This is a genomic window from Propioniciclava sp., from assembly GCF_047602245.1.
Lineage (GTDB): Bacteria > Actinomycetota > Actinomycetes > Propionibacteriales > Propionibacteriaceae > Propioniciclava.
This window is the reverse complement of record NZ_JASGHT010000001.1, coordinates 86,023-105,034: the sequence shown is the minus strand read 5'-3', so window position 1 is coordinate 105,034 and position 19,012 is coordinate 86,023. Positions and strand designations below refer to the sequence as shown.

Annotated in this window: 20 protein-coding genes, 1 pseudogene and 1 riboswitch; of the genes and pseudogenes, 5 read left to right on the top strand and 16 right to left on the bottom strand. The window is 70.2% G+C overall.

Annotated elements, in window-relative coordinates:
• Nucleotides 1–2 precede the first annotated feature (2 nt).
• From QM708_RS00505 to lnt, 3 genes and pseudogenes are all read right to left on the bottom strand, one after another.
• Nucleotides 3–527, bottom strand: a complete 525-nt coding sequence (locus QM708_RS00505) for an FxsA family protein (protein WP_415103334.1) — start codon at nucleotides 525–527, stop codon at nucleotides 3–5.
• A gap of 134 nt (nucleotides 528–661) precedes the next feature.
• Nucleotides 662–1,402: pseudogene (locus QM708_RS00500) on the bottom strand (polyprenol monophosphomannose synthase); the annotation flags it as partial.
• 5 nt (nucleotides 1,403–1,407) lie between these two features.
• Nucleotides 1,408–2,985 carry an apolipoprotein N-acyltransferase gene (gene lnt, locus QM708_RS00495; RefSeq protein ID WP_415103332.1) on the bottom strand — a complete coding sequence of 526 codons (1,578 nt, stop codon included), beginning with the start codon at nucleotides 2,983–2,985 and terminating at the stop codon, nucleotides 1,408–1,410.
• A gap of 44 nt (nucleotides 2,986–3,029) precedes the next feature.
• Here lnt and QM708_RS00490 point away from each other — a divergent pair, with 44 nt between their 5' ends.
• Nucleotides 3,030–4,370: a dipeptidase gene (locus QM708_RS00490; RefSeq protein WP_415103330.1), complete on the top strand. Its 1,341-nt coding sequence runs from the start codon at nucleotides 3,030–3,032 to the stop codon at nucleotides 4,368–4,370.
• Nucleotides 4,371–4,376: 6 nt separating this feature from the next.
• Here the strand turns inward: QM708_RS00490 and QM708_RS00485 are convergent, their stop codons facing one another.
• Nucleotides 4,377–4,814 (bottom strand): Lrp/AsnC family transcriptional regulator, encoded by a 438-nt coding sequence (locus QM708_RS00485; RefSeq protein ID WP_415103328.1) that lies wholly within the window; start codon nucleotides 4,812–4,814, stop codon nucleotides 4,377–4,379.
• Between the two features lie 27 nt (nucleotides 4,815–4,841).
• On the opposite strand from QM708_RS00485, the gene QM708_RS00480 reads away from it, so the two are divergent.
• On the top strand, nucleotides 4,842–5,747 hold the full coding sequence (locus QM708_RS00480) for a 5'-3' exonuclease (RefSeq protein ID WP_415103326.1): 906 nt from the start codon (nucleotides 4,842–4,844) through the stop codon (nucleotides 5,745–5,747).
• 24 nt (nucleotides 5,748–5,771) lie between these two features.
• On the opposite strand, the gene metW is transcribed toward QM708_RS00480, so the two are convergent.
• The 4 genes from metW to thpR all read right to left on the bottom strand — a co-directional run bounded on the left by metW (nucleotide 5,772) and on the right by thpR (nucleotide 9,449).
• Nucleotides 5,772–6,383: a methionine biosynthesis protein MetW gene (gene metW, locus QM708_RS00475; protein WP_415103324.1), complete on the bottom strand. Its 612-nt coding sequence runs from the start codon at nucleotides 6,381–6,383 to the stop codon at nucleotides 5,772–5,774.
• A complete protein-coding gene (gene metX, locus QM708_RS00470; RefSeq protein WP_415111187.1) occupies nucleotides 6,380–7,519 on the bottom strand; it encodes a homoserine O-acetyltransferase MetX in 1,140 nt (379 codons plus the stop codon). Before metX ends, metW begins: the two co-directional genes overlap by 4 nt.
• Nucleotides 7,520–7,521: 2 nt before the next feature.
• Complete coding sequence (locus QM708_RS00465; protein ID WP_415103322.1) at nucleotides 7,522–8,805, bottom strand: O-acetylhomoserine aminocarboxypropyltransferase/cysteine synthase family protein; 1,284 nt, start codon at nucleotides 8,803–8,805, stop codon at nucleotides 7,522–7,524.
• Nucleotides 8,806–8,885: 80 nt separating this feature from the next.
• The gene (gene thpR / locus QM708_RS00460; RefSeq protein WP_415103320.1) at nucleotides 8,886–9,449 is read right to left on the bottom strand and encodes an RNA 2',3'-cyclic phosphodiesterase; all 564 of its coding nucleotides are present in this window, start codon (nucleotides 9,447–9,449) and stop codon (nucleotides 8,886–8,888) included.
• Between the two features lie 140 nt (nucleotides 9,450–9,589).
• Here thpR and QM708_RS00455 point away from each other — a divergent pair, with 140 nt between their 5' ends.
• Both QM708_RS00455 and QM708_RS00450 read left to right on the top strand, forming a co-directional pair.
• On the top strand, nucleotides 9,590–9,898 hold the full coding sequence (locus QM708_RS00455; protein WP_415103318.1) for a DUF4342 domain-containing protein: 309 nt from the start codon (nucleotides 9,590–9,592) through the stop codon (nucleotides 9,896–9,898).
• Between the two features lie 159 nt (nucleotides 9,899–10,057).
• Entirely contained in the window at nucleotides 10,058–10,522 is a 465-nt protein-coding gene (locus tag QM708_RS00450) for a GatB/YqeY domain-containing protein (protein WP_415103316.1), read from the top strand.
• 81 nt (nucleotides 10,523–10,603) lie between these two features.
• Here QM708_RS00450 and QM708_RS00445 read toward each other — a convergent pair whose 3' ends face one another.
• The 8 genes from QM708_RS00445 to QM708_RS00410 form a co-directional block, all read right to left on the bottom strand.
• A complete protein-coding gene (locus tag QM708_RS00445; protein WP_415103314.1) occupies nucleotides 10,604–11,479 on the bottom strand; it encodes a universal stress protein in 876 nt (291 codons plus the stop codon).
• Entirely contained in the window at nucleotides 11,476–12,915 is a 1,440-nt protein-coding gene (locus tag QM708_RS00440) for an APC family permease (protein ID WP_415103312.1), read from the bottom strand. Before QM708_RS00440 ends, QM708_RS00445 begins: the two co-directional genes overlap by 4 nt.
• A gap of 185 nt (nucleotides 12,916–13,100) precedes the next feature.
• Nucleotides 13,101–13,472, bottom strand: a complete 372-nt coding sequence (locus QM708_RS00435) for a fluoride efflux transporter FluC (RefSeq protein WP_415103310.1) — start codon at nucleotides 13,470–13,472, stop codon at nucleotides 13,101–13,103.
• Entirely contained in the window at nucleotides 13,469–13,921 is a 453-nt protein-coding gene (locus QM708_RS00430; RefSeq protein ID WP_415103308.1) for a FluC/FEX family fluoride channel, read from the bottom strand. The genes QM708_RS00435 and QM708_RS00430 overlap by 4 nt, the downstream gene beginning before the upstream one ends.
• A 4-nt stretch (nucleotides 13,922–13,925) precedes the next feature.
• Entirely contained in the window at nucleotides 13,926–14,474 is a 549-nt protein-coding gene (locus QM708_RS00425; RefSeq protein ID WP_415103306.1) for a universal stress protein, read from the bottom strand.
• Nucleotides 14,475–14,515: 41 nt separating this feature from the next.
• A riboswitch (Fluoride riboswitch) is annotated at nucleotides 14,516–14,591 on the bottom strand.
• 40 nt (nucleotides 14,592–14,631) lie between these two features.
• Nucleotides 14,632–16,113 (bottom strand): family 16 glycosylhydrolase, encoded by a 1,482-nt coding sequence (locus tag QM708_RS00420; RefSeq protein ID WP_415103304.1) that lies wholly within the window; start codon nucleotides 16,111–16,113, stop codon nucleotides 14,632–14,634.
• A gap of 107 nt (nucleotides 16,114–16,220) precedes the next feature.
• Nucleotides 16,221–17,120, bottom strand: a complete 900-nt coding sequence (locus QM708_RS00415) for an NUDIX domain-containing protein (RefSeq protein ID WP_415103302.1) — start codon at nucleotides 17,118–17,120, stop codon at nucleotides 16,221–16,223.
• 46 nt (nucleotides 17,121–17,166) lie between these two features.
• A complete protein-coding gene (locus QM708_RS00410; RefSeq protein ID WP_415103300.1) occupies nucleotides 17,167–17,862 on the bottom strand; it encodes an aspartate/glutamate racemase family protein in 696 nt (231 codons plus the stop codon).
• A gap of 101 nt (nucleotides 17,863–17,963) precedes the next feature.
• Here QM708_RS00410 and fepB point away from each other — a divergent pair, with 101 nt between their 5' ends.
• Nucleotides 17,964–18,959, top strand: coding sequence for a Fe2+-enterobactin ABC transporter substrate-binding protein (fepB, locus tag QM708_RS00405; RefSeq protein WP_415103298.1), 996 nt, complete (start codon nucleotides 17,964–17,966; stop codon nucleotides 18,957–18,959).
• Nucleotides 18,960–19,012 lie beyond the last annotated feature (53 nt).

Below are 19,012 nucleotides of genomic sequence, written 5' to 3'. Positions count from 1 at the left end.
GCTCAGGGCTCGATCTCGCCGCGGATGATCAGATCGTCGTCGCCGTCCGGACGCCTTGGCTGCCGGTTCGGCGGCGATTGATCGTCGACGGTTTCGCCCGGCACGACCGTGTCGGGGCGCAGCTGTAGGTCGATCAGCCCGGCCTGGTCGCGGTAGCGGCGCGTCATCGCCTTCATGATGGTCTGGACGGCGCCGCGCGCCAGCGGCCGGGTGAACGGGATCAGGCAGACCAAGCCCAGCACGTCGCTGAGGAAGCCCGGCAGCAGCAACAGCAGCCCGCCGATGAAGATCAGCGCGGTGTCGGTGACCCGCTTGCCGATCTGGTCGGGGTCGCCTTGGGCCTGCGCCAGGGACGCCCACGCGCGGCTGCCCTCACGGCGCCATAGGTAGCCGCCGAGCGCTGCGGTGCCGACCAGCGCGAGCAGCGTCCAGCCGATGCCGATCTGGCCGGCGACGGTCGCGATCAGCGCGATCTCGGCGACCGCGAGGACGCCGACGATGATCAGCACGATCGGTGCTCGCCGCATCAGCGGTCCCCCGTCCGCCCCTTGCCCTCGCGGGTGGCGCGCACCGTGTCTTGGGCGGCCTTCGTCACCGCGCCGACGAAGCGGCCCGCGCGCTCGCCGGCCGCTCCGGCGCCCGTGCGCAGCTGCTTGAAGCCCTCCGACAGTTGGCGGCCGCGATGCTTCAGGCCGAGCTCGGTCGTGCGGATCATCGCCTCCTTGACCACGGTGCCGTCCATCTTGGATTCGCCGCGGGTGCGCTCGATGAACTCGATCGGCACCTCGGCGATCCGGTAGCCGCGCCGGTGCGCGTTGAGGGTGAGGTCACGCTGGATGCCGTAGCCCTGCTTGTCGATCGGGGAGTTGAGAATGTCGCGCAGCACCTCGGCGCGGAACGCGTTCAGGCCGCCGGTGACGTCGCGCACCGGCACGCCGAGCAGCAGCCGGATGTAGAGGCTGCCGCCGCGGCTGAGCAGTTCGCGGTGCAGCGGCCAGTTGACCACCGAACCGCCCTTCACCCAGCGCGACCCCTTCACCATGTCCGCCTCGTGCAGGGCCACCAGGACGGCCGGCAGCTGCTCGGGCTGGTGCGAGCCGTCGGCGTCGAATTCGACGAGCACGTCATAGCCGCGCTCCAGGCCCCAGCCGAACCCGGCCAGGTAGGCGGCGCCGAGCCCCTCCTTGCCATGGCGGTGCAGCACGTGGATCTGCTCGTCGGCGGAGGAAAGCTCGTCGGCGCGGCGTCCGGTGCCATCGGGTGAGTTGTCGTCCACGATCAGCACATCGGCCTCGGGCACGGCCACGCGGAGGCGTGCGGTGATCATGTCGACGTTGTCGATCTCGTTGTAGGTCGGGACGATGACCAGGACGCGACCGAGCCCGTCATACGACTGCGCCATTGGGGTTAATTCTCCTTCGCTCGCCCCGATGCGGGGCGCTGTTGAACATCCATTGTTCCATCCCCGCGGCGGCGAGCGGTGGTGACCATGCCGAGCAGGACGCCGACCGCGCCCACGGCGGCGAGCGCACCCTCGACGAAACGGCTCAGCACCATCGCGGGCGTCACGCCGGTGCGCAGCGGCAACGCGTGCACGCCGGAGGCCGGCACCGAGTCGGGCACGCGCTCCAGCACCTCGCCGTGCGTGCCGATCAGCCCCGAGATGCCCGAGGTGGTCACCACCAGGATCTCGCGGCGCATCTCGGCGGCGCGGACCCGGGTGGCCGCGAACTGCTGGTCGATCTGGATGGTGCCCTGGTACATCGCGTTGCTGCTCTGCACGATCATCACCTGCGCCTGGCGGGCTGCCTGGTAGACGGTCTCGGGGTAGACCACCTCGTAGCAGATCACCACGCCGCCGGTGATCTCGCGGCCGTCGGGAAGGGTGACCGGGAAGGTGCCCGGCGTGGTGCCCGGCACCGACTGGTAGCCGACGTAGCGCAACTCGGGAATCAGCGGCAGCAGCACGTCCCGGAACGGGATCCACTCCCCGAACGGCACCAGGTTCCGCTTCGCGTAGGCGAGTTCGGGACCGTCGGCGTCCCACCAGACCGCGACGGTCTGGCGCTCCTCGCGCGCGTCGTCGGAGTAGATCGAGCCGACCAGGATGCCGAGGCCCGCCCCGGCCACGGCCGACTCGACCGCCCGCAGCGTCGGGGCGTCGCTGCGCGGATCCATGTCGGTGGAGTTCTCCGGCCAGACCAGGAAGGCGGGCGCGGGTTCGTCGCCGGCGCGGACGCGCGCCATCAGCCGTCCGGTCTCGGCCGCGGAATTGTAGGTGATGGTGCGCGCCGGGCCGAGCCCGTACACGCCACCCCCGGGCGCTCCCGGCTGCACCCAGCCCACGTTCACCGACTGCTCCGGTGCGGACGCCGCAGGCAGCCCGGTCAGCGCGGCGGCGGACACCAGCGCGGCGGTCAGGCCCAGCGCGATCCCGGTACGGACGCGGCCGGCGTCCGCCAGCCGGGCGAGCAGGGCACCGGTGAGCGCGATCCAGAAGGTGACCGATGCGGCGCCGGTCAGCGGGTAGAAGGCGGCCAGCGGCGAGTCGAGCTGGGTGTAGCCGAGCCGCATCCAGGCGAAGCCGCCGAACGGGACCACCGAGGTGAGCCACTCCATCGCCGTCCACGCCGCCGCACCCCACAACGGTGCCGCCGGCAGCCGGCGCACCGCGAACAGGGCGCCGCCGAGCCCGGCGTAGAAGGCCGACATCATCACGGTGAGCGCGGTGTAGGACAGGATCAGGATCTCGGTCTGCCACACCAGCGAGGTGCCCATGAACACCAGCCCGAACGCCCACCCCTGACCGACGGCGGCCCGCAACCGGCCCGCGCGGGACGCCGTCCAGACCAGCACCGCCACCGCGACGAAGGCCAGCGGCCACACGTTGAACGGCATGAAGGACGCCGAGGCCGCCAGCCCGGCGAGCGCCGAGACCGGGGCCATGGCCCAGCCGGACACCGACGAAGGGCTGGGCGAGTTCACGCCCGAAGCCTAGTGGCTCGCTGAAGAGGACTAGCCTCGACCTCATGACCGACCTGCGTGACCGCGTGAACGACCTGATGCCCGGCGTCTACTCCGACCTGGCCGCCCTGGTGGCGATCCCCTCGGTGAGCTCGATCCCGGAGCATCATCCCGACGTGCAGCACACGGCCGATGCCGTCGCGGGGCTGATGACCGGCCTGGGCTGCCCGGACGTGCGGATCGTCGCCGAGGGCGGCCAGCCGGCGGTGATCGCCCGCTTCCCCGCGCCCGAGGGAGCACCGACCGTGTGCCTGTACGCGCACCACGACGTGCAGCAGGCCGGCGACGAAACCCTGTGGACGTCGGCGCCCTTCGAGGCGACCGAACGCGACGGACGGCTGTACGGCCGCGGGGCCGTCGACGACAAGGCCGGCATCGCGGTGCACCTGGCCGCGCTGCGTGCCTTCGACGGGCGCCCGCCGGTCGGCGTCACCGTGTTCGTCGAAGGCGAGGAGGAGATCGGCTCGCCGTCGCTGGCCCGGATCATGGAGCGGCACGCCGATCTGCTCGCCGCCGACCTGTACGTCATCTGCGATTCGGGCAACTGGCAGGTCGGGACGCCGTCCTTCACCACCGCCCTGCGCGGCCTGGCCGACACCGTCGTCGAGGTGAGGACGCTCGACCATGCGCTGCATTCGGGCCAGTACGGCGGCGCCGCCCCGGACGCCCTCACCACGCTGATCCGGCTGCTCGCCACCCTGCACGACGAGAACGGCGACGTCGCCGTGGCCGGGCTGGCCACCGCCGAGCCGTTCGCGCTCGACTACCCCGAGGACCGGCTGCGCGCCGAGACCGGCATCCTGGACGGCGTCCGGTTCACCGGCACCGGACCGATCGCCGACCGGCTGTGGGGGCGTCCGGCCATCACTGTGCTGGCGGTCGATTCGACGCCGATCGCGAAGGCGTCCAACACCCTGGTGCCAAGCGCCCGCGCCAAGGTGAGCATGCGGCTCGCCCCGAACCAGGATCCGGCGGCGGCGATGCAGGCGCTCCAGGCGCACCTGCTCGCCCATGCGCCGTTCGGCGCGCAGGTGAGTTTCCACGGCGGTGAGACCGGCTCGGGCACCGTGGTGCCCTCGACTGGGCCGATCGCGAGCGCCGCGACCGCGATCTACGCCGACGCCTGGGGCGAGGACGTGGTCGAGATGGGGCAAGGTGGCTCGATCCCGATGGTCGCCGACTTCCAGCGCGCGTTCCCTGAGGCCGAGGTGCTGGTGGTGGGTGTCGTCGACCCGGACTCGCGGATGCACGGCATCGACGAATCGGTGGATCTGGGCGACATCAAGCGGGCCGCGCTCAGCGAGGCGCTGCTGCTGGAGCACCTCGCGCGCGAGGCGTCCGTCTAGAAAACCTCAGACGAGCGGACGGTCCTGGAAGGGCGTGCTGAGCACCAGCGAGGTCTCGGTGCTGACGCTCACCCGGTGCCGGATCTCGCGGAGCAGACGCTCCAGGTCGCTGGGCTCGGCCACCTGCACCTGCAGCAGGTAGCTGGCCTGGCCGGCCAGCGACCAGCAGGACACGATCTCGGGAAGGTCGGCCAGACGCTCGGCCTCGTCGTCCTCGACGCTGGGATCGTGGGTGCGCACCGAGACGAACGCCGTCAGCAGGCGTCCGATGCTGGCCGGGTCGATGATCGCGCGATAGCCGGTGATCACCCCGCGCTGTTCCAGGCGGCGGACGCGCTGCTGGGCGGCCGAGGTCGACAACCCGGTCGCCTTGCCGATGTCGGTGTAGGACATGCGGCCGTCGCGGGCCAGCAGGCCGAGGATCTGTGCGTCGAGGCTCTCCACCCGCCCATCGTGACACACTCAGGTGCCATGGACGATCGCCGACTGCTCCTGCTCGACACCGCCTCGCTGTATTTCCGCGCCTTCTTCGGCCTGCCCGACTCGCTGACATCGGCCTCGGGACAACCGGTGAACGCCGTCCGCGGCCTGCTCGACTTCATCGCCCGCTTCGTGGCCGACTACTCCCCCACCCATCTCGCCTGCTGCTGGGACGACGATTGGCGCCCGGCCTGGCGGGTCGGCCTGCTGCCCAGCTACAAGGCGCACCGGGTCGCGATCGCCGACGGCGGGGAGGCCGAAGAGGTGCCGGACGCGCTCAACGCCCAGGTGCCCTGGATTCGCGCGGTGCTGGACGCCGCCGGCATTCCGGTCGTCGGCGCCCCCGGCTACGAGGCCGACGACGTGATCGGCACCCTGGCCACCGGCTTCGACGGCCCGGTCGACGTGGTCACCGGCGACCGGGACCTGTTCCAGCTCGTTGACGACGCCGCCGGCGTCCGGGTGCTGTACGTGGCCCGCGGTGTCGCCAAACACGAGCGCGTCAACGACGCCTGGCTGGCGGCGAAATACGGCATCACCGGCGCGAGCTACGTCGACTTCGCGGTGATGCGCGGCGATCCCTCCGACGGCCTGCCGGGCGTGAAGGGGATCGGTGAGAAGACCGCGGCGTCCTTGCTGGCACGCTACGGCGACCTGGACGGCATCGTCGCGCACGCGTCCGCCCTCACGCCTGCGGTGCAGCGCTCGTTGACCGCGGCCATCGACTACCTCGGCCCCGCGCGCGAGGTCGTCGCGGTCGCTCGCGATGTCTCCTTGCCCGAGGTCGATCTGTCATTGCCGCGTGCCCCTCGCGATCCGGAAGCCTTCGCGTCCCTGGCGTCGGAGCTCAACCTGGGCGGCAGCGCCGAGCGCCTCCTCGCCGCGCTCGCGCGTTGACACGAACCCGGATGCCGGACGCCCCTACGCGGTCGGGCGCAGGACGTAGACGGCGGCTCCGGCCAGCAGGTTGGCGGCGGAGCCGTACATGCGCAGGCGGCGTCCGGTCTGGGTGTAGGTGAACCGGCGGTCGATGATCAGGTTGAGCCGGGAGAACAAGTCCTCCAGGTCGGCCAGGGTGGTGAAGCGCAGGTTCGGGGTGTCGTACCAGGCGTAGGGGATTTCCTTCGACACCGGCATCCGGCCGCGCAGCAGGCGTAGCCGGTTGGGGTAGTAGCCGAAGTTCGGCACCGACACGATGAGGCGTTCGGCGACCCGGGCCATCTGGGTGAGCACCAGTTCGGGTTCGATCATGCTCTGCAGGGTGCGCGAGAGCACGACGGTGTCGTAGGAGTCGTCGGCGATGTCGACCAGGGCGTCCTCGACGCGACGGTCGAGCACGGGGACGCCGCGGCGGATCGCGGCCAGCACCGAGTCCGGGTTGATCTCCACGCCGGTGCCGGTGCAGCCTTTGGTCTGCATCAGGTGGGCCAGCAGGGTGCCGGAGCCGCAGCCCAGGTCGAGCACCCGGCTGCCGGGAAACACCTGGTCGGCGACCAGTTCGAGGTCGAGGCGTAGGCGTCCGAGCCCGGTCACAGTCCCACCTCCAGGGCGCGGTCGAACCACGCGCGCAGCGTGGCGTGGTAGATCGGATCCTCCAGCAGGAACGAATCGTGCCCATAGGGCGACTTCAGGTCACGGAAGGTGACCGGCACGCGCGCACCTTCCAGCCGCCGGACGATGCGCAGCGAATGATCGCTGGAGAAGCGCCAGTCGCTGTCGAAGCTGAGCACCATCGACCGCACCGGCGAAGCGGCGATCGCGGCGAGGGCGTCCGGGCGGGAGAACGGGTCGAAGTAGTCCATCACCCGGCTCAGGTACAGGTAGCTGAGCGCGTCGAATCGCTCCAGGAACACCTGGCCCTGATGGTCGAGGTAGCTTTCGACGGCGAAGTCGATGCCGAAGCCGCGCTGCGAGGTCTCGAACTGGGGCGAGCGGCCGAACTTCTCGGTGAACGCCTCCTCGGACAGATACGTGATGTGCGCCATCATCCGCGCGATCGACAAGCCCATGTCGGGGTTGGTGCCGAGCGTGGAGTAGTCGCCGTCGTGGAAGTCGGGATCGTCGGTGATCGCCCGCCGGGCCACCGCCGAGAACGCGATGTTCTGCGCGGTCAGCCGGCTGGACGCGGCGACGATCGTGGCGTGCGCCATGTCTTCGGGATGGCTCAACGCCCATTGCAGCACCTGCATGCCGCCCAGCGATCCGCCGAGCGCCACCAGCAGCTTCTTCACGCCCAGATGGGCCAGCAGCGCCCGGTGCACGGTGACGAAGTCGGCCATGTCGAGCAGCGGGAAGTCCATCCCGTACGGCGTGCCGGTCTCGGGGTTGACCGACGCCGGGCCGGTGGTGCCCTGGCAGCCGCCGAGCAGGTTGCTGCAGATCACGAAGAACCGGTTGGTGTCGAGCGGACGCCCCGGCCCGATCAGGTTGTCCCACCATCCCGGACGCCGGTCGCCGGCATGCCATCCGGCGGCATGGGCGTCCCCGGTGAGCGCATGGCAGATGTAGACGGCGTTCGAGGCGTCCGCATTCAAGGTGCCGTAGGTCTCGTAGGTGACATCGACCAGGCCGAGTGCGTCGCCACCGGCGAGCAGCAGCGGCTGCTCGGGCGTGAACAGCCGGACGGTGTGGGTCTGGGTGAGTCCCACCGACTCACCCGCGGTCGGCACGCTCACGCAGACAGCGCCTTGTCGAGGTCGGCGATCAGGTCGTCGGCGTTCTCGATGCCGATCGAGAGCCGGACGCCCTCGGGCGCCACGCCGGCGTCCGCCAGTTCGGATTCGGTGAGCTGGCTGTGCGTGGTGGTCGCGTTGTGGATCGCGAGGCTCTTGGCGTCGCCGATGTTGGCCAGGTGGCTGAACAGCTGCAGCGATTCGATGAAGCGCGCCCCGCCCTCGCGGCCGGTCTTCACCCCGAAGCTGATCAGGCCGCCGTAGCCGCGCCCGTCCAGCACCCGGGTGGCGGCGTCGTGGTAGGGATCGGACTCCAGCCCCGGGTAGCGCACCCAGGCGACCCTGGGGTCGGCCTCAAGGTAGCGGGCGACGGCGAGCGCGTTGGTGCTGTGCCGCTCCATGCGCAGGTGCAGCGTCTCCAGGCCGAGCAGGATCAAGAAGGAGTTGAACGGCGCGATCGCCGCACCGGTGTTGCGCAGCATCACGGTGCGGGCCCGGATGATGAAGGCGGCGGCCCCGGCGGCCTCAGTCCAGATCACGCCGTGGTAGGCGCCATCGGGCGAAGTCAGGTTCGGGAAGCGCTCGGCGTGCGCGGCCCAATCGAACCGGCCCGAGTCGACGATGACGCCGCCCATCGAGGTGCCGTTGCCGGCGAAGTACTTGGTGGCCGCGTGCACCGCGATGTCGGCGCCGTGATCGAACACCCGGCACAGGTACGGGGTGGCGGCGGTGTTGTCGACGATCAGCGGCAGGCCGAGCGCGTGTGCGGCGTCCGCCCAGGCGTCGATGTCGAGCACGTTGAGCGCCGGGTTGCCGAGGCTCTCGGCGAAGACCAGCTTGGTGCGCTCGTCGACCACCGAGGCCAGCGCGGCCGGGTCGTCCGGATCGACGAAGCGGGTCTCGACGCCGAACTGGGGCAGGGTGTGCGCGAACAGGGCGTAGGTGCCGCCGTACAGCTTGGAGCTGGCCACGATGTTGTCGCCGGTTCCGGCCAGGGTGAGCACCGCGTAGGTGATCGCCGCGGCCCCGGACGCCGTGGCCAGCGACGCGATGCCGCCCTCGAGCGCGGTGACCCGCTCCTCGAGCACGTTCTGGGTCGGGTTCATGATGCGCGTGTAGATGTTGCCCGGCTTGCGGAGCGCGAACAGGTCGGCAGCATGCTGGGTGTCGTCGAAGACGTAGCTGGTGGTCTGGTAGATCGGCACGGCGCGCGCATTGGTCGCGGGGTCGGCCTTCTCTTGCCCGGCGTGCACCGCCAGCGTCTCGAAGCGGTAATCGCTCATGGTTCTGCTCCTTCGCCTGCACTCTGCTCCGTCACCCTAGCCGCATCCCCGCGGCGCCCGTCGGCATCCCGCTGCGCGTCTCACCCGCCCGTGCTGAGACCGAACGTTTCCAGGATCTCGTAGCGATGAGCCCGGTCGCGCAGGTGCGAAGCGATCAGCGCCAGCTCGGTGACCTCGAACGGCGGGGCCTGGTAGGTGTCGAGCACCCGCAGCAGGCGGGTCGAGTCGAGCGGACGCCCCGCGCGCGCCAGCGTCAGGTGCGGAACGAAGCGTGCTCCATCCACCTGGATTCCCGCGTGCGAGGCCGCGTTGCGGCAGCGCTCGGCGAGGCGGGTGAGGGCGTCTGCACCCTCGGTGACGCCCAGCCACAGATTCTTGGTCTCCAGCGGCCACGGGAACGCTCCCCCGCCAGCCAGCGTGAGGGTGAACGCGGGCGTCCGGAGCGCCGCTGCCTGCAGCCCCTCGCTGAGCCGGTCGAGATGCCGGTCGGCGACATCGGCCATGAACGCGGTGGTCAGATGCCAGCCTTCGGGACGCGTCCAGCGCAGCCTGGTCTCGGCCCGGCGGCGCGGTTCGAGGAAGGCGTCCAGGTCTTCCATGACGGACGCCGGTGGCACGACGGCGGTGAACAGGCGAGCTCCCATGACCTCACCGTAGCGGCCAGGTACGACAAGACCGTCAGTGGTGCCATACAGATCGCGGCGACGGCTGCGGTGGCTTGCCGGGGCAGCCACAATAGGGAACATCAGCACCACCCGGACCGCACGCGAACGGAGTGAACGAGATGACCGACAAGCACAACCGCACGACCGAAGAGTTCGAGGTGACGCTCGGCAATGTGGTCGGCAAGATCATGGAGTTGATCCACGAGGGCAATGTGCGCCGGATCACGCTGAGGCGCCGCGGCAAGACCCTGATCGAGATCCCGCTGACCGCCGGGCTGACGGTCGGTGCGGTGACGGCGATGGTGGCTCCTCTGCTGCTCGGGGTCGGGGCGGTCGCGGCGGTGATCACCAAGGTGACCGTCGTCGTGGAGCGCCCCGCCGATCCGGCGGCTGCGTCCGATCCCGAGACCCCGCCCGCCGCGTCCTGACACCGAGCCGAGCGGACGCCGGCCCCGCGGCAGGAGCCGTGACCGGCGCCTCCTGACAACAAGTTGAGCGGACGCCGCCCCGAGGTAGGGGCTGTCACCGGCGCATCCGGGTGAGGGCCGCGCTGTGGGAGACTGTCGGGGCTAGGAAAGGACGCATCGATGACCCTCGAAGAGAAGCTGCACGGCGACATGGTCACGGCCCTGAAGGCCCGCGACGGCGAACGGACCACCACCCTGCGCATGGCGATCGCCGCGCTGAAGAACGAGAAGGTGGCCGGCAAGGTCGCGCGCGAGCTGACCGAGGCCGACGAGATCGCGGTGCTGCAGCGCGAGGTGCGCACCCGCAAGGACTCGGCGCAGGCCTACACCGACGGCGGACGCCCCGAACTTGCGGCCAAGGAACTCGCCGAAGCCGAACTGCTCGGCGCCTACCTGCCCGCCGCGCTCACCGAGACCGAACTGGACGCTCTGGTGGCGGACGCCGTCGCGGCGGCGCAGGCCGCGTCCGGTGAGAAGCCGACCATGCGCCAGATGGGTGCGGTGATCAAGGCCGTGAACGCGGCCGCGGCCGGCCGCGCCGAGGGTGGTGTCATCGCCGCCAAGGTGAGGGCCGCGCTGGCCTGAGCCGGCGCGCGACCCGAGCGCGCGCCACATCTGAGCACGCAAAAGCGGGGCGTCCAGAGGTCCGGACGCCCCGCTTTCGGCTCAGGCAGGCAGCAGGATCACCGGCACCGGAGAGTGGCGGACGATCTTCGTGGCCGCCGATCCCAGGAATACCCGCGACAGCGCCCCGCGCGGCTTCGAGCCGAGCACGAGCAACTCCGACTCCTGCCAGGGCACCGATTCGATCGAGGCGCGCCAGCCACGCCCGACACCGACAGTGGCCTCGGCGTCCGCGGGCAGGATGCCGGAGGCCTGCATCTCTTCGAAGGCCTGTCGCGCCTGATCGCGGGCCGCCGCGACGACCTCGTCCTCGGCGTTGAGACCGACCTCGGGCGGATACATCGTGTCGAGCCGCACCGCGAAGGTGACCAGGCGGAAGGACGCCTTCATATGAGCGGCCATCTCGGCCGCGGCCTTGATCGTCGCCTCCTCGGAGGGATCCCCCGTCACCGCGCAGGTGACCCGAGTGAAGCGGGCGCCGGGGCCTGCGTAGCCACGAGGCGCCACCCCGACGGGCAGTTCTGCCGAATGCACCAGGCCGTCGCTGGTCGAGCCGAACTCGATGTGCCCGCGGCGTCCGTCTTCGGAGGAGCCGACCACGATCAGCGAGGCGGAGGTGTCCTGAGCCAGAGCCAGGAGGGCGCCGGCCTGGGAACGATGGTCGACCCGTTGGTAGGACACCTCGGTGGCACCGAGCTGGTTCAGGACGGTGGCGGCGTCAGTGAGCCGCAGTTCGGCCTGTTGAGCGGCCCAGGCGGCGAATTCGGCGTCCACCCTGGCCATGGACGGAAGGCTCCACCTCGGCGGGACGACGGTGACCACGAGCAGGCTTTCGTCGCGCGCCTTCGACAGGGCCGCGGCGAGCTCGAGTGCTCCCGACGACTGATGGCGTGGGCCCACGCCGACGATGATGGTCACTGTTCTCCCGCCTCCGCGTCCTGGGCGAGCGCCTCAGGTGCATTCAGCTTACTGTGGCGTCGCGCCCATACCAGGTAGTAGGCGAGCACCACCGAGAGCCAGGCCAGGAACCAGGCATAGGTGGTCCAGTGCAGGCCGGACAGGATATAGACGCACGTCGCGATCGACAGGATGGGCGTGACCGGGTAGCCGGGCACCTTGAACCCGCGGGGCAGGTCCGGGCGAGACCGGCGCAGCACGATGACGCCGATGGCGACGACGATGAAGGCCACCAGGGTGCCGATCGAGACCAGATCCCACAGGCTCGACAGTGGCACGAACCCGGCGAGGATCGCGATCGCGATAGCGACCACGATCGTGTTGAAGACCGGGGTCTGGGTGCGGGGGTTGACCCGCGCGAAGGCGCTCGGCAGCAGGCCGTCGCGCCCGATCGCGAACAGAATGCGGGTCTGGCCGTACATGGTCACCAGGGTGACCGAGAAGATCGAGATCACCGCACCGGAGGCGAGGATGATCGCCGGCCAGGTCTGGCCGGTCACGTGGGCCAGGATGACCGCCAGGCCCGCCTTCTGCTGCTCCGGCTCCTCGAAGGCGTGCCAGGGCTGGGTTCCCAGCGCGGAGACGGCGATGAACAGGTAGACGGCGATGACGATGACCAGGGCGATCATGATGGCCCGCGGCAGCGTCCGCTGCGGGTCCTTCACCTCGTCGCCGGCTGTCGAAACGGCGTCCAAGCCGATGAAGGTGAAGAAGATCGTGCCGGCCGCGGCTGTGATACCGGTCATGCCGTGCGGGGCGAAATCGGCGAAGTTGCCGGCGTTGAAGGCGGTGAAGGCGATCGCGCCGAACATGATCAGCACGCCGATCTTGATCACCACCATGGTCGCGTTGACGGCCGCGGATTCGCTGGTGCCGCGCACGAGGAGCATCGCGCACATGCTGACCAGGATCACCGCGGGCAGGTTGACGATGCCACCTTCGGCGGGTGCCACGCTGAGCGCATGCGGGATGTGCCAGCCGAAGACATCGCCCAGCAAGCGATCCAGGTAGTTGCTCCAGCCGACCGAGACCGCAGCCGTGGACACGCCGTACTCGAGGAGGAGACAGGCGGCTACACCCATCGCCACGATCTCACCCAAGGTCGCGTAGGCGTAGGAGTAGGTCGAGCCCGATACCGGGACCGCCGAGGCCATCTCGGCGTAGCAGAAGGCCGAGAGCCCGGCCGCCAAGCCCGCGAGGATGAACGACAGCACGACCGCGGGGCCGGCCAGCGGAACGGCCTCGTGCATCACGAAGAACACACCGGTGCCGACCGTAGCCCCCACGCCGAACATGGCGAGTTGGAACGTGCCGATATGCCGGTGTAGGTCTCCCCCGCCGCCAGCACTGGGCGGGGTGATCGGTTTCCGGCGCAGAAGCTGGTGTGACAACGCCATGAATGTTCCTTCCTGGCAGGGGGCTCCGATCACGTTCAGGTGATGACGTGGCTCAGCCGATCGGTCGCCATTGAGAGTGGCTGCGCCGCTCAGGGTAACCGAGCCCTTCGCAGCGCGCCTAGAGGGAATCCATCACGGTCATGCAAAAAACTCGCCTTGAGGGTGCCGGACGCCACGGTCGCGCTTCAGCGGAGAGTCCCGCCGAGCGCCAGGCCGAGTACGGACGCCGCCAGACTCAGCGCGAGCATGCCGCCGCTGTGCACGAGGGCGGCGCTCCAGCGTCCTTCGCGGATCAGCCGTGCGCCCTCGACGGAGGCGGTCGAGAAGGTCGAGTATCCGCCGAGCAGCCCGATGCCGAGCACGGTGATCAGGTGGTCGGCGCCGAGGTGACCGAGGCCGTAGCCGGTGAGCATCCCCAGCGCCAGGCAGGCGGTCGCGTTCACGACGATGGTGCCCAGCGGCAGCCGGGTCTGGTTGATCCGGCTCACGGTGGTGTCGACCAGAAAGCGCAGCGCGCCGCCGACGCCGCCGGCCAGGGCGGTGAGAAACAGGATCATCGCGTCGCCTCACTTCTCGCGCGCCGGCGCCGGGCTGCGGACGCCGCCAGCCCGAGCCCGGCACCCGCGGCGGCCAGCCCGGCCGCGACGCTGAGCAGCGCGTAGGCCGCGCCGAGCATGCCGTGCCCGGACTGGACCAGCCGGTCGATCTCGACGACATAGGTGCTGTAGGTGGTGAAGCCGCCGATCACGCCGGTCCCCGCACCGAGGCGGACGCCGCGGCGCCGCCCCGCATCCGGGCCGGAGTGCGCCAGCGTCTCGAGCAGGGCGGCCAGGACGAAGCTGCCCACCAGGTTGATGGCGAACGTCGCCCACGGCCACTCCCCCGGCCCGTGCGGGAACGCCTGCCCCAGGCCGGCCCGCAGCAGCGTGCCCAGCGCGGCGCCGGCCGCCACCAGTGCGGCCAGGGCGGGCAGGCTCGGCGTCCGCGCCTCGGTCAGCGATCCCACGCGATCACTGGTCCCACGCGCTCGGGGTGTCGTGCCAGTCGATGACGCTGATCGGCACGGTCAGCACCGGCCGGTGCTGGTGGTGGGCCAGGTGCACCGCGACCGAGCCGGTGACCGCCTCGATCAGGCGGGCACCGGCGCCGGGGGCGCGCCCGCCGACCACGATCGCCGCGGCGTCCACCGCGCGCGCCAGGTGGGTGAGGGCTCGGTCCGGACGGCCGGCCAGGTAGCGGAACTCCCAGGCCACGCCGGCCTCGCTCAGCGACTCGCCGAGGCGTCCGGTCAGATCCGCCGCGCGTGCGATCCAGGTGTCATCGAGGGCGTCCGGTGAGAGCGACGCGTGCAGCACGGTGCCGTCGGACAGTTCCTCGATGACGCTACGGGCCGGGTCGGCGTAGGCGAAGTAGAGCTTCGCGGCCCCGGTCGCCTGAGCGAGGGAGACGGCGGTGCGCACCAGCACCTCCGGGACGCGTTCCTCCACGCCCACGACCAGCGGGTGGCCGGCGAACGGGGTGATCCGGTCGGTGGCCGGCTGCGGAGGGTGATCTGACATCGCTCGATCCCTTCTGCGGGCAGCATGATCCTGCCCGCTCACGCGGAACAGGAACCATCAGCCGGGCAGCGGTTCGGACGCCGAGGCGTCCTGGCGGGATCCATCACCGGAGCCAAGGCTAGCTCACCTCCTGCCGGTGTGTGGCTTTGAGCGCGTGTCAGCCCTTCCAGGTGTAGATGGTGACCCAGTCGATCTTCACGCTGCCGGCGACATGCGCCGGCGGACGCGTCGCGCTGGCGGATTCGGTCTGCAGAATCCAGCGCAGCGGATTGCTGGGGATGCTGGAGGTGGTGGTGCCGATCACTTTGCCGTCCAGAATGTAGTTGATCCGCCCGGGCGACCATTCAAGGGTGGCAGTGTGCCAGTCGTTGAACGTGGTTTTGGTGTCGAGGTAGAAGCAGTTGCGTGCCGGGTCGTTGACGCAATGGTTGAATCCCCACATGATCCCGTCGAGGTGACCTTCGGGAAAGTCGATCTCGCCGTGATTCCAGTTGTCGCTCTCGGGCCACCACAGCCAGGCAGCCTTGTACCCGGGCAGCGAATCGGACTTGAAACGGATGCTGTAGCGCCCGTAGGTCTGGCCGTCCCACGCCTTGGTCACGATGGGCACCGGTGCGGCACCGATCGGCTGGCCGTTTTCGGTGTGCAGGTAAAGGTCCATCATTCCGCCGGAGACCGAGATGGCGGACTTGTCGTAGAGGGCGTTGTTGTGGCTGTCCTTGAAGCCGTGGTAGGCGGTCCACTTCGAGGCGTACGCACCGGGGAACGCGCCGCGTGCGAGCGGGGTGGTGAAGTCGTCGGCGAAGACCTGCTTCCAGTTCGGCAGGTCACCCACCGGCATCGCCTCGCCGCTGGGCGCCTGGCCGGCCTCAGGCGCGGGCTTCGGCGTCGGGGTGCTGGCCGGCGGTGTGGTCGCGGCAGGCGGAGTGCTGGTGGCACCGACCGTGACGGTTTGGCGGTCGCCGATGCCGGTCCATTCGCCGTTGATCTCGGCGCACACCCAGTAGGTGAAGGTACCGTTGGGTAGCGTCGCGGTCGCCGTCAGCGGCGTGCCGGTGGTGCTCAGCGTCGTGCCGGAGCGGGGAAAGTCGACGCGGTTGACCGGGTTACGCACGCAGATGCCGACTTCGCTGGCCCACACCGGTGCGGACGCCGTGACCGTGGTGCTGGCGGTGACCGCGTTGCCCGACACGGTCGCGGTCAAGGCGGATCGGCTGAGCGTGGGGCTGCCGCCCGGCGGCGTCGTGCTGCCGACGGTGACGGTTTGGCGCTCGCCGATGCCGGTCCATTCGCCGTTGATCTCGGCGCACACCCAGTAGGTGAAAGTCCCGTTCGGTAGCGTGGCGGTCGCCGTCAGCGGCGTGCCGGTGGTGCTCAGCGTCGCACCGGAGCGAGGGAAATCGACGCCGTTGACGGGGTTGCGCACACAGATGCCGACTTCGCTGGCCCAGACTTGAGCCGCGGCGGTGACAGTGGTGCTCACGGTCACCGAGTTGCCGGTGACGGTTGCGGTCAAGGCCGCGCGCGTCAGGGTGGGAGTCGCTGCCTGGGCAGGAACGGCGATGCCGAGGAAGCCGAGAACGACAAGGAGTGCTGCGGGCAGCACGAAATAGACCTTTCGGCCCAGATAAAGGCTCATGGGGGGTGTCCTTCAGTTTTTTGGGGGGAGGCTCACCGTAACAAATACTCGCCCCAGAAAACGGAGTGACCACCGATGTCACCACGTGCTGGACAAAGCCCGGCCGATCAGTCGAGCTGGTCCAGCAACCACCTCGTTCCGCGGACGTTCGCGCCGGCGTCGGTCACGCGTGCGGCGAGGCCCCGGTCGCTGGTGACCACGGTCACGGCGTGACCGGAGGCCGTGAGGCGCGCGGCCTGCTCGGCGATCGCGTCATCGCCCGATCCGGAGGCGCGCACCACGGTCACCCCGCCGGCATCGGCCACGCCGCGCGCCCGCCCCTCGACGACCACCACCCACTCGGGGAACCAGGTGTGCTCGGGCAGGTCGAGCGCGGCCGCGGGAACGCCCGCGCAGGCGAGGACGCCGAGCCGGCCGATCAGCCGTTGCGCCGCGCCCGCACGATCCTTCCACCAGCCGTCGGGCACCGAACCGACGACGTTGGCGGCGTCCACCACGACCACCGGCCGGACGCCGAGCAGGCCGCGGAGCCGCGCCCAGGACGCCGCGAAACCGGGATGCAGCGGCCTGCTTTCGACCTGATCGACCGGGGTCCAGGCCAGTTCGACGCTTTCCGGGTCGCCGATGGCCGGCTCGAACGGCGCGGTCACGTCGCCGACGAGCGTCGCATACGACCAGTAGCCGAGATCGAACACGCTGATCAGCCGGGGCGTGATCGCAGCCGCCGGCACTCCGGCCTCCTCGTGCGACTCGCGCAGGGCCGCGTCCGGGGCCGTCTCCCCCTGATGCCGGGCGCCACCGGGCAGCGCCCAGGTGCCACCGAAGTGGCTCCACAACACCCGGTGCTGCAGCAGCACACCGCGCTGCGGATCGAGGGCGAGCAGCCCGGCTGCGCCGAACCGTCCCCAGTACTGGGTGCCGTCGGGCGCCACCACCCAGGCGTCGCCGGGATCGCGCGGACCATGAGGGCGGCGTGGCTCGCCGGGCTGGGGGTGTTCGACGGTCATCACCCGAGCGTATCCGGGCCAGCCCCACGGCGACTCCAACTGCGCGTCAGCCGGCCAGCACCGCCGCGACCAGCGCGCGGGTGTGGGCCTGGACCGGATCCAGGCAGGGAATGGGCGAGACGGCGTCGTTGAGCAGCAACGGGAGTTCGGTGCAGCCCAGGATCACCTGCTGCGCACCCTCCTCGTCGCGCAGGCGTTCGATGACGGCGATGAACCCGGCCAGGGTCGCGTCGGTGACGATGCCGTACTCGAGCTCGCGGACGATCCGGTCCTGGACGAACTCCACCTCGTCCGGAGCCGGAATCAAGACCTCGAAACCGGCCTGGGCCAGGGGACGCGCGAAGAACCCCTGGGTCATCGTCGGCTTGGTGCCGAGCAGCGCGAGCCGGGTGGCGCCCTGCTCGCGGGCGGCGTCCCGGGTGGCGTCGATCGCGCTGACCAGCGGGATCGGTGAGGAGTCCTGGAGCCGGTCGAAGACGATGTGCGGGGTGAGCGCCGTCAGGCTGGCCACCTCGGCGCCCGCCGCGGCCAGGTTGCGGACGGCCGTCGCCAGGTAGTCGGTCAAGGCGTCGTAGTCCTCGCGGGCGCACAGGCCGAGCACGGTGAACACGCTCAGCGATTCGATCGCCAGCGGGGGCAGCACCTCGGCGCCCGCCTGCTCCTGGACGCCGTTGATCACGGCACGGTAGTACGCGATGGTCGACTCCGGCCCGGTGCCGCCGATCAGTCCGAGTTTTCTCATCCCTGCCCCGTTCCCGTCCTCCGCCATCCCCAATTTAGGTTAGCCTCATGTTCGTCCTTCTTCACGCATCGACGAGGCTCGACCTCACCGAAAGGAAGCTGATGTCGCTCGTTCCCACCAGGCGTCCCCGCCGGGCCGCCGGACTGGCACTGATCCTCGCCACCTTGGTGGCGCTGGTCGGCTGCTCGACCGCCGGCGCGCCCTCGACCAGCCCGACCGCGTCCGCACCGGCCGCCGCCAGCTGGCCGCGGAGCTTCACCAACACCGACGGCAGCGTCACCACGATTCCGAAGAAGCCGGAGCGGATCGTCTCGACGACGGTGACCGCGACGGGCACCCTGCTCTCGATCGATGCGCCGGTGGTGGCGTCCGGGTCCGCCGCCAACGGCAAGTTCTTCGGTCAGTGGGCCGCGACCGCCGAGCAGAAGAGTGTCGCGAACATCTTCCCGGTCGGCAAGGTCGACATCGAGGCGGTCATCGCCCAGAATCCCGACCTGATCGTCGTCGCCCGCGGTGGCGCTGACTCGCTGATCGACAACGTCGCGGAGCTGTCCGCGGTTGCCCCGACGATCGTGATCGACTACGGCGTGGTCACCTGGCAGGAACTCGCCCAGCAGTTCGGCACCGCCACCGGCCGTGAGGCCGAAGCTGCGGCCGCCGTCGCCGACTACGACAAGTACGTCAAGGACGCCGCGGCCAAGATCAAGGTGCCTGCGGGCAAGGCGAATATCTTCAGCTTCAACGGCCCCGGCGAGAACAACAACATCGCGCGCGTCGGCTCCGTCCACGGCGACGTGCTCACCTCGCTGGGCTTCACCCTGGAAGATCCGCCGGTGGCCTGGCACACCTCGCCCGAGCAGCGCTCCGACTTCGTGTTCGCGACGTACGAGAACCTCACCGAACTGACCGCCGAGACCAGCTTCATCCTGGCCCGCGACGACGAGGGCGCCAAGGCGTTCGCCGAGGACCCGGCCATGGCCAATGTGCCGTCGGTCAAGGCCGGCCAGGTGTACGGGCTGGGCCGCAACTCGTTCCGTGTCGACAAGTTCAGCGCGATCGAGATCGTCGATCACGTGGTCGAGCTCTTCGGCAAGTGACGCATCCGGGGCGACGCCGGTCCTCGGGGCGGCGTCGCCCCCTGCTGCGCTCC